The sequence below is a fragment of the Actinomadura keratinilytica genome, from assembly GCF_039539665.1.
Classification (GTDB): domain Bacteria; phylum Actinomycetota; class Actinomycetes; order Streptosporangiales; family Streptosporangiaceae; genus Spirillospora; species Spirillospora keratinilytica.
In genome coordinates this window covers 22,580-28,694 of the sequence record NZ_BAABDO010000086.1, presented here as the reverse complement: position 1 = coordinate 28,694, position 6,115 = coordinate 22,580, and the positions used below count along the sequence as shown (strand labels likewise).

At 72.6% G+C, this 6,115-nt stretch carries 8 protein-coding genes; 3 read left to right on the top strand and 5 right to left on the bottom strand.

Features of this window, described 5'->3' with window-relative positions:
• Positions 1 to 272: 272 nt before the first annotated feature.
• The 3 genes from ABD879_RS23400 to ABD879_RS23390 form a co-directional block, all read right to left on the bottom strand.
• Positions 273 to 1,223 carry a TIGR03557 family F420-dependent LLM class oxidoreductase gene (locus tag ABD879_RS23400; protein ID WP_345023713.1) on the bottom strand — a complete coding sequence of 317 codons (951 nt, stop codon included), beginning with the start codon at positions 1,221 to 1,223 and terminating at the stop codon, positions 273 to 275.
• A 51-nt stretch (positions 1,224 to 1,274) separates the two neighbouring features.
• On the bottom strand, positions 1,275 to 1,496 hold the full coding sequence (locus ABD879_RS23395; protein ID WP_345023712.1) for a DUF6158 family protein: 222 nt from the start codon (positions 1,494 to 1,496) through the stop codon (positions 1,275 to 1,277).
• 87 nt (positions 1,497 to 1,583) lie between these two features.
• Entirely contained in the window at positions 1,584 to 2,465 is an 882-nt protein-coding gene (locus tag ABD879_RS23390; protein WP_345023711.1) for a phosphatase PAP2 family protein, read from the bottom strand.
• 109 nt (positions 2,466 to 2,574) lie between these two features.
• Here ABD879_RS23390 and ABD879_RS23385 point away from each other — a divergent pair, with 109 nt between their 5' ends.
• The 3 genes from ABD879_RS23385 (at position 2,575) to ABD879_RS23375 (ending at position 5,068) form a co-directional block, all read left to right on the top strand.
• A complete protein-coding gene (locus tag ABD879_RS23385; RefSeq protein WP_345023710.1) occupies positions 2,575 to 3,549 on the top strand; it encodes an ABC transporter permease in 975 nt (324 codons plus the stop codon).
• 22 nt (positions 3,550 to 3,571) lie between these two features.
• Entirely contained in the window at positions 3,572 to 4,360 is a 789-nt protein-coding gene (locus ABD879_RS23380; protein ID WP_345023714.1) for an ABC transporter ATP-binding protein, read from the top strand.
• A gap of 177 nt (positions 4,361 to 4,537) precedes the next feature.
• Positions 4,538 to 5,068, top strand: coding sequence for a YbhB/YbcL family Raf kinase inhibitor-like protein (locus tag ABD879_RS23375; RefSeq protein ID WP_345023709.1), 531 nt, complete (start codon positions 4,538 to 4,540; stop codon positions 5,066 to 5,068).
• On the opposite strand, the gene ABD879_RS33015 is transcribed toward ABD879_RS23375, so the two are convergent.
• Positions 5,007 to 5,525 (bottom strand): acyl-CoA thioesterase domain-containing protein, encoded by a 519-nt coding sequence (locus ABD879_RS33015; RefSeq protein ID WP_425549652.1) that lies wholly within the window; start codon positions 5,523 to 5,525, stop codon positions 5,007 to 5,009. The two genes, ABD879_RS23375 and ABD879_RS33015, sit on opposite strands and share 62 nt — an antisense overlap.
• Before the next feature lie 5 nt (positions 5,526 to 5,530).
• Positions 5,531 to 6,058, bottom strand: a complete 528-nt coding sequence (locus ABD879_RS23370; protein WP_345023708.1) for a DinB family protein — start codon at positions 6,056 to 6,058, stop codon at positions 5,531 to 5,533.
• Between the last annotated feature and the right edge of the window lie 57 nt (positions 6,059 to 6,115).

The window sequence follows — 6,115 nt, the reverse complement described above, 5'->3', positions numbered from 1 at the left end:
CCGTGCGCGCCGCAGCGGACGCGGACGGCGGACGCCCCGCGAACGCCTGACGCGGTGCGCGCGCCGGGCCCGCGGGCCGGGCGCCGCCTGTGGTCCGGGCACCATGGTCGTGCCACATCTCCCCGAAAGCACCGGGGAAGCGTTACACGGGTGCACGGCGGCGTGCCCGGGCTCTTCGGCGGGGTTTACCGAGCCGAAAGCCGCGCTTCACCGGCGGCACAACCGGCCGCGGCCATCCGTCCGCGTTGGACCGTCCGCGCGTGGAATGTCCGCTACCGCAGCCGGGGAAGCACCTGGTCGCGGTAGAACTCGAAGAACCCGTCGGGTTCGCCGATCTGGTTGATGTAGATCTCGTCGAAGCCGGCCTCGACGTACGGGCGGAGCGCGGCGGCGTGCCGTTCCGGGTCGGGGCCGCACGGCACGTTGGCGCGGACCGCGTCCTCGGTGACGAGCCGGCCGATCTGCTCGAAGTGCCGCGGCGTCGGCAGGATCTGCGTGGCCTCGCCGTCGATCCAGTCGCTGCGGCTCAGCCGGTGGGCGATCTTGACGGCCTGTCCCTCGTCCTGCCCCCAGCACGCCTTCAGGCCGGCCTGCATGGGCTTGCCGTGCCCGCCGGCGCCGCGGAACGCCTGGACCAGGTCCGGGTCGGGCTTGACCGTCATGAAGCCGTCGGCGATGCGGCCGGCCAGCGACGCGGCCCGCTCGCCGAACCCGGACAGGTAGACGGGCGGGGGCGCGTCCGGCAGCGTGTAGAGCCGGGCGGTGTCCACGCGGAAGTGCCGACCGCGGTGGGTGATCTGGCGGCCGCCGAACAGCGCCCGGATGACCTCCACGGCCTCCTCCAGCATCTCCAGGCGCTCGGCGGCGGGCGGCCAGGGCGCGCCGGTGATGTGCTCGTTCAGCGCCTCCCCGCTGCCGAGCCCGAGCCGGAACCGGCCGTTCAGCAGCATCTGGCTGGTGGCGGCGGCCTGCGCCACGATCGCCGGGTGGATCCGGACGGTCGGGCAGGTGGCCGCCGTGGTGACCGGCAGCGACACGGCCTGCGACAGCGCGCCGATCACCGACCAGACGAACGAGCTGTGGCCCTGCTCGTCCAGCCACGGATGGAAGTGGTCGCTGATCCACAGCGCTTCGAACCCGGCCTCCTCGGCCAGCCGCGCCTGCCGGACCAGCTCCGCGGGTTCGTGCTCCTCGCAGGCCAGGAAGCAGCCGAAGGTCGTCATGGACGCGTCCCCCCCTTCGCCTGGACGCCCGGGCGCCGGTCCCGCGGCCCCTCAGCGGGCGCGGGCGCCCTCGCGCAGCCGCGCGGGATCGACCTCGCGGGACGGCCGGCGCCGCAGGTACTCGGTCTCCAGCTGGTTCATCCGCCGCGTGTGCTCGCCGAACGCCTGGGCGGCCGCGTGCCGCAGGGCGTCCATCCGGGTCGCGTAGAGGTGCCCCAGTTCCCGCAACAGGTCCTGGTCGCTGAGCGCGCTGGGTGGGATTCCGGTCGCCATGACGCCAATCCTCAAGATCGTCCGATGTGCGTATCTGACGCCTACCCGACCGCAGCGCGGCAAACATGCCCGCGGCGTCCCGGAGGCTCAGGCCGGATGCGCCGTGATCATGCGGATGTCGAGCCGCCCGTCGTCCAGATGCCGCCGGGGATCGGCGGCAGCGGCACGCCGTGCCGCAGCACCGCGACGGCCGATTCGGCGGCCGTGGGCGCCGGCGCCCCGCCGGCGTCGCCGCCCGTCCCCGACCCGGCGTTCGCCGCCGCCACCGCGCCGCGCCCCTCCGGGTGGGCCTCGACGTGCTCCGCGGCGGTGCGGGCCGCCCCGCGCCACCGGCGGGCGCGCGGGCCGCATCAGCCGCGTGCCGAGCCCGGCCGCCAGGCCGATGCCCAGGCCCGCCAGCACGTCCCCGGGGTAGTGCGCCCCGGTGTAGACGCGGGAGAACGCCACGGCGCCGGCGGTGAGCGCGACCGGCGCGGCCACGTCGGCCGGCGCCTCCAGCGCCACGCCCGTCGCGAAGGCGGCCGCCGCCGCCGAGTGGCCGGACGGGAACGCGGGCGAGGTCGGCAGCCGGACCCGGAGCGGCACCGGCGGCACCAGGTCCGCGACCGGGCGGCGGCGCCGGAAGGCGTGCTTGCCGACCAGGTTCACCGCCGGGGCGGCCACCGCGATCGCGATCGCGCCGCGCAGCCCGGCGCGCCGCAGCCGCGCCCGCCGGGTCAGGGCGAGCGCCCCGGCCGCGGTGAACCACAGCACCCCGTGGTCGGCGGCCCGCGACAGGCCGGGCAGCACGTACTCCAGGCCGGGCAGCCGGGCGGCGGCGACCCGGTCGAACGCCCGCCGGTCCAGCCGGTGCAGGGCGCGCCACAGCGGGCCCCGGAAGACGGCCCGCCGCCGGGTCATCCCGCCGCCGCGCACGTCGACCGCGGCCTCCGCCGCCCGTCCAGGCGTGGTGCGGTGATTCGCCTGCATGCCCGGGGTATCCCCGAGGAGTCGGACATGATTCCCAAAGATCTCAAATCAGGGGTTTCATGCGCGCGATCGTCCCGCACAGGAGGCGGACTGCAATAGGCTTCCCGGCATGAGTCACCCGGAACGGCTCAGCTCCCCGGGTGGCGAGCCGGTCGGCACCATCACGGACCCTTCCCAGGTGAACGGACGGGTCGGTGAGTCCCTGGCCGAGTTCGCCAAACGGCACGGGCTGACACGCAGCGCCGCCCGCCCCCCGCTGCGCGCATACGTCCAGGAGTTGTGGCAGCGCCGGACGTTCATCTGGGCGTTCGCCTCGGCCAAGACGGCCTCCACCTACTCCGCCTCGCGCCTGGGCCAGCTGTGGCAGGTGCTCACACCGCTGCTGAACGCCGCCGTCTACTACCTGGTCTTCGGCGTGCTGCTGCAGACCAACCGCGGCATCGACAACTTCACCGCCTACCTGATCACGGGCGTCTTCGTCTTCACCTTCACCCAGCGGTCGCTGACCGCCGGGGCCAAGTCGGTCGGCAACAACCTGTCGCTGATCCGGGCGCTGCACTTCCCGCGCGCCTCGCTGCCGTTCGCCTACGTGATCATGGAGCTGCAGCAGCTGCTGATCTCCATGGCGGTGCTGCTGGTGATCGTGCTGGCCACCGGCGAGCTGCCCACCCTGCACTGGCTGCTGGTCGTTCCGGTGCTCATGCTCCAGCTGCTGTTCAACGTGGGCATCAGCCTGGCCGTCGCCCGCCTGGGGGCGTTCGTGCGCGACATCCAGCAGCTGCTGCCGTTCATCACCCGGACGTGGCTCTACTTCTCGGGTGTGTTCTTCTTCATCCCGAGGATGGTGCAGCGGTTCAACGAGAACGGCCACGCCTGGATCGGGCACATCCTGGAGGCCAACCCCGGCGCGGTCTACATCGAGCTGATGCGCACCGCGCTGATCAGCAGCTTCCGGCAGGACCTCATCCCCTACGACCCCAACTACGCCCGCCTGTGGCTGTACGCGGTGCTGTGGGCCCTCGTCGCCTTCGTCGGCGGGTTCTGGTACTTCTACCGTGCGGAGGAGAGGTACGGCCGTGGCTAAGGCGCTGAAAGAGAAGATCGCGGTGAACGGTGCGCAACCCGAGGTGGTCATCGACCCCACCCGCGAGCCCATCGTCGTGGTGGACGGCCTGCACATCGTCTACCGGGTCTACAGCGCCGGCGGCGGCAAGGGCACGGCGGCGACCGCCCTGCTGCGCATCCTGCGGCGGGAGAACCGGCCGCAGATGAAGGAGGTGCACGCGGTCCGCGGGGTGTCGTTCATCGCCTACCGGGGCGACGCCATCGGCGTGATCGGCACCAACGGCTCGGGCAAGTCGACGCTGCTCAAGGCGATCGCGGGGCTGCTGCCCCCGGCCCGCGGCGCCGTCTACACCGACGGGCAGCCGTCCCTGCTCGGCGTCAACGCGGCCCTCATGCGCGACCTGTCGGGTTCGCGCAACATCATCCTGGGCTGCCTGGCCATGGGCCTGTCCCAGGAGGAGACCAAGAAGCGCTACGACGAGATCGTCAAGTTCGCCGACCTCAAGCCGGGCTTCATCGACTACCCGATGTCGACCTACTCGTCCGGCATGGGGGCCCGGCTGCGCTTCGCCATCGCCGCGGCCCGCACCCACGACGTGATGCTCATCGACGAGGCGCTGGCCACCGGCGACGCCAAGTTCAAGCGGCGCAGCAAGGCCAAGATCGACGAGCTGCGCAAGCACGCCGGCGCGGTGTTCCTGGTCGCCCACAACCTCGACGTGATCGAGGAGACCTGCAACCGCGTCATCTGGCTGGACGAGGGCCGCATCAAGATGGACGGCGACCCGCAGACGATCCTCTCCGCCTACACCGAGGCCACCGGCAAGTAGCCGGCCACGGCGAACGATCTTCGCGGACGGGCCGGGTGCGCCCCCGGCCCGTAAGCGTGTCCGGGGCCGTGATCCGCTCCGGGTTCCGGGCGGCGTGTTGCGGGCGGTGCGCCTCCCGCGGCGGGCACCCCTGGTACAGATGGGGTCGGGAAACGGATCAACCGATGAGGAGGTCGCATGGCCGCCAAGCCACCGCTTCCGTACGATTACCTGCCGCAGGTGCCGTCGTTCACGCTGACCAGCGACGACATCGCCGAGGGGCAGCGGCTGGGCGAGGAGCACGTGTTCGACGACTGGGGCTTCACCGGCGGCAACCGGTCGCCCCAGCTGAGCTGGTCCGGCTTCCCCGCCGAGACCCGCGGCTTCGCCGTCACCTGCTTCGACCCCGACGCGCCCACCGGCAGCGGCTTCTGGCACTGGGTGCTGTTCGACATCCCCGCCGACGTCACGTCGCTGCCCACCGGCGCGGGCACCGCGGACGCCAAGGTCGGCGTGCACGCCCGCAACGACTACGGCATCAAGGCCTACGGCGGGAGCGCCCCGCCGCCCGGCGACCCGCACCGCTACGTGTTCGCCGTGCACGCCCTGGACGTCGAGTCGCTGGGCGTGGACTCCGACGCCTCGCCCGCCGTGGTCGGCTTCAACATCACCGCCCACACCCTGGCCCGCGCCACGATCGTCGCGCTGTACGGGGTCGAGAGCTCCTGACCGCTCCCTGACGTGGAGAGCCCCGGTGAGGGGCTCTCCACGCGGTCTCCGGGCCGTCAGCGCGGGGACGCGGGGTCGGGGCGGCAGAGCAGCTGCCCCGCGGCCGAGGCGAGCAGCCCCCGCTCGCGCGATCGTCGGCGGCGAGCCACACCAGCGCCTCGGCCACCGCGGCGCCGTCCTGCCGCATGGAGCACCGCGGCGACTCGGCGCGTCGCGCGCGGCGCAGGGTCGTCACGTGGATGTCGACGGGGGCGAACCGCCCCACGGAAAGGAAATGGCACGACGCCGACGCGACGCGGGGCGGGGCGCCATGCGCCAGGGCCACCCGCACCAGAATCGCCGTCGCGTAACCGCCGTGCGGCCCCCACACGGGCCATTCGGGGGACAGTTCGGCGGTGTAATGGCGGTTCTCGGCGGACAGGGCGGTCACGGCGGCGGCAACGGCGAGATATCCCATGCCGTTCAGTGGCCGGTGGCGCCGTCGATGCGTTCGCGCAGCAGATCGGCATGGCCGTTGTGGCGCGCGTATTCCTGGATCATCGTCGTGTAGACGAACCGCAGGTTCATCTCCACCCCGCGGCGCGGATCGACGAACGTCTCGTCCAGGGGGCGTCCGGCGGTCGTCCGGCGGACGGCCTCGATCTCGGCGAGATAGGCGGCGTAGTCGGCCTCGGCGTCGGCGCCGTCGACGGTGAACTCGGCGTCCATGTCGTCGTCGGTGACGTAGAGGTATCCGGGCCGTTCACCGGCGAAGCGGTAGCGGAACCAGTCGCGTTCCACTTCCGCCATGTGGCGGACGAGGCCGAGCAGCGTGAGGTCCGACGGTTCGGCCGCGCGCGTTTTCAGCTGCTCTTCGGTGAGGCCGCCGCATTTCCACAAGAGCGTCTGCCGGTGGAAGTCGAGCCAGGAGTCGAGCAGTGCGCGTTCGTCCCCGGCCGCATGCCGTGTCCAGCCGCGTTCCGGCACGACTTCCGGTGCCACCCATCCCATCGCGCCATTATCGGCACGCGGACGCGGCCCGGCCATCGCATTTTCCGCCGTCCGCCG

Coding starts and splice junctions, on each gene's coding strand:
- ABD879_RS23370 (WP_345023708.1), bottom strand. CDS start 6,058: ATGGGATGGGTGGCACCGGAAGTCGTGCCGGAACGCGGCTGGACACGG.
- ABD879_RS33015 (WP_425549652.1), bottom strand. CDS start 5,525: ATGGGATATCTCGCCGTTGCCGCCGCCGTGACCGCCCTGTCCGCCGAG.
- ABD879_RS23395 (WP_345023712.1), bottom strand. CDS start 1,496: ATGGCGACCGGAATCCCACCCAGCGCGCTCAGCGACCAGGACCTGTTG.
- ABD879_RS23385 (WP_345023710.1), top strand. CDS start 2,575: ATGAGTCACCCGGAACGGCTCAGCTCCCCGGGTGGCGAGCCGGTCGGC.
- ABD879_RS23375 (WP_345023709.1), top strand. CDS start 4,538: ATGGCCGCCAAGCCACCGCTTCCGTACGATTACCTGCCGCAGGTGCCG.
- ABD879_RS23390 (WP_345023711.1), bottom strand. CDS start 2,465: ATGCAGGCGAATCACCGCACCACGCCTGGACGGGCGGCGGAGGCCGCG.
- ABD879_RS23400 (WP_345023713.1), bottom strand. CDS start 1,223: ATGACGACCTTCGGCTGCTTCCTGGCCTGCGAGGAGCACGAACCCGCG.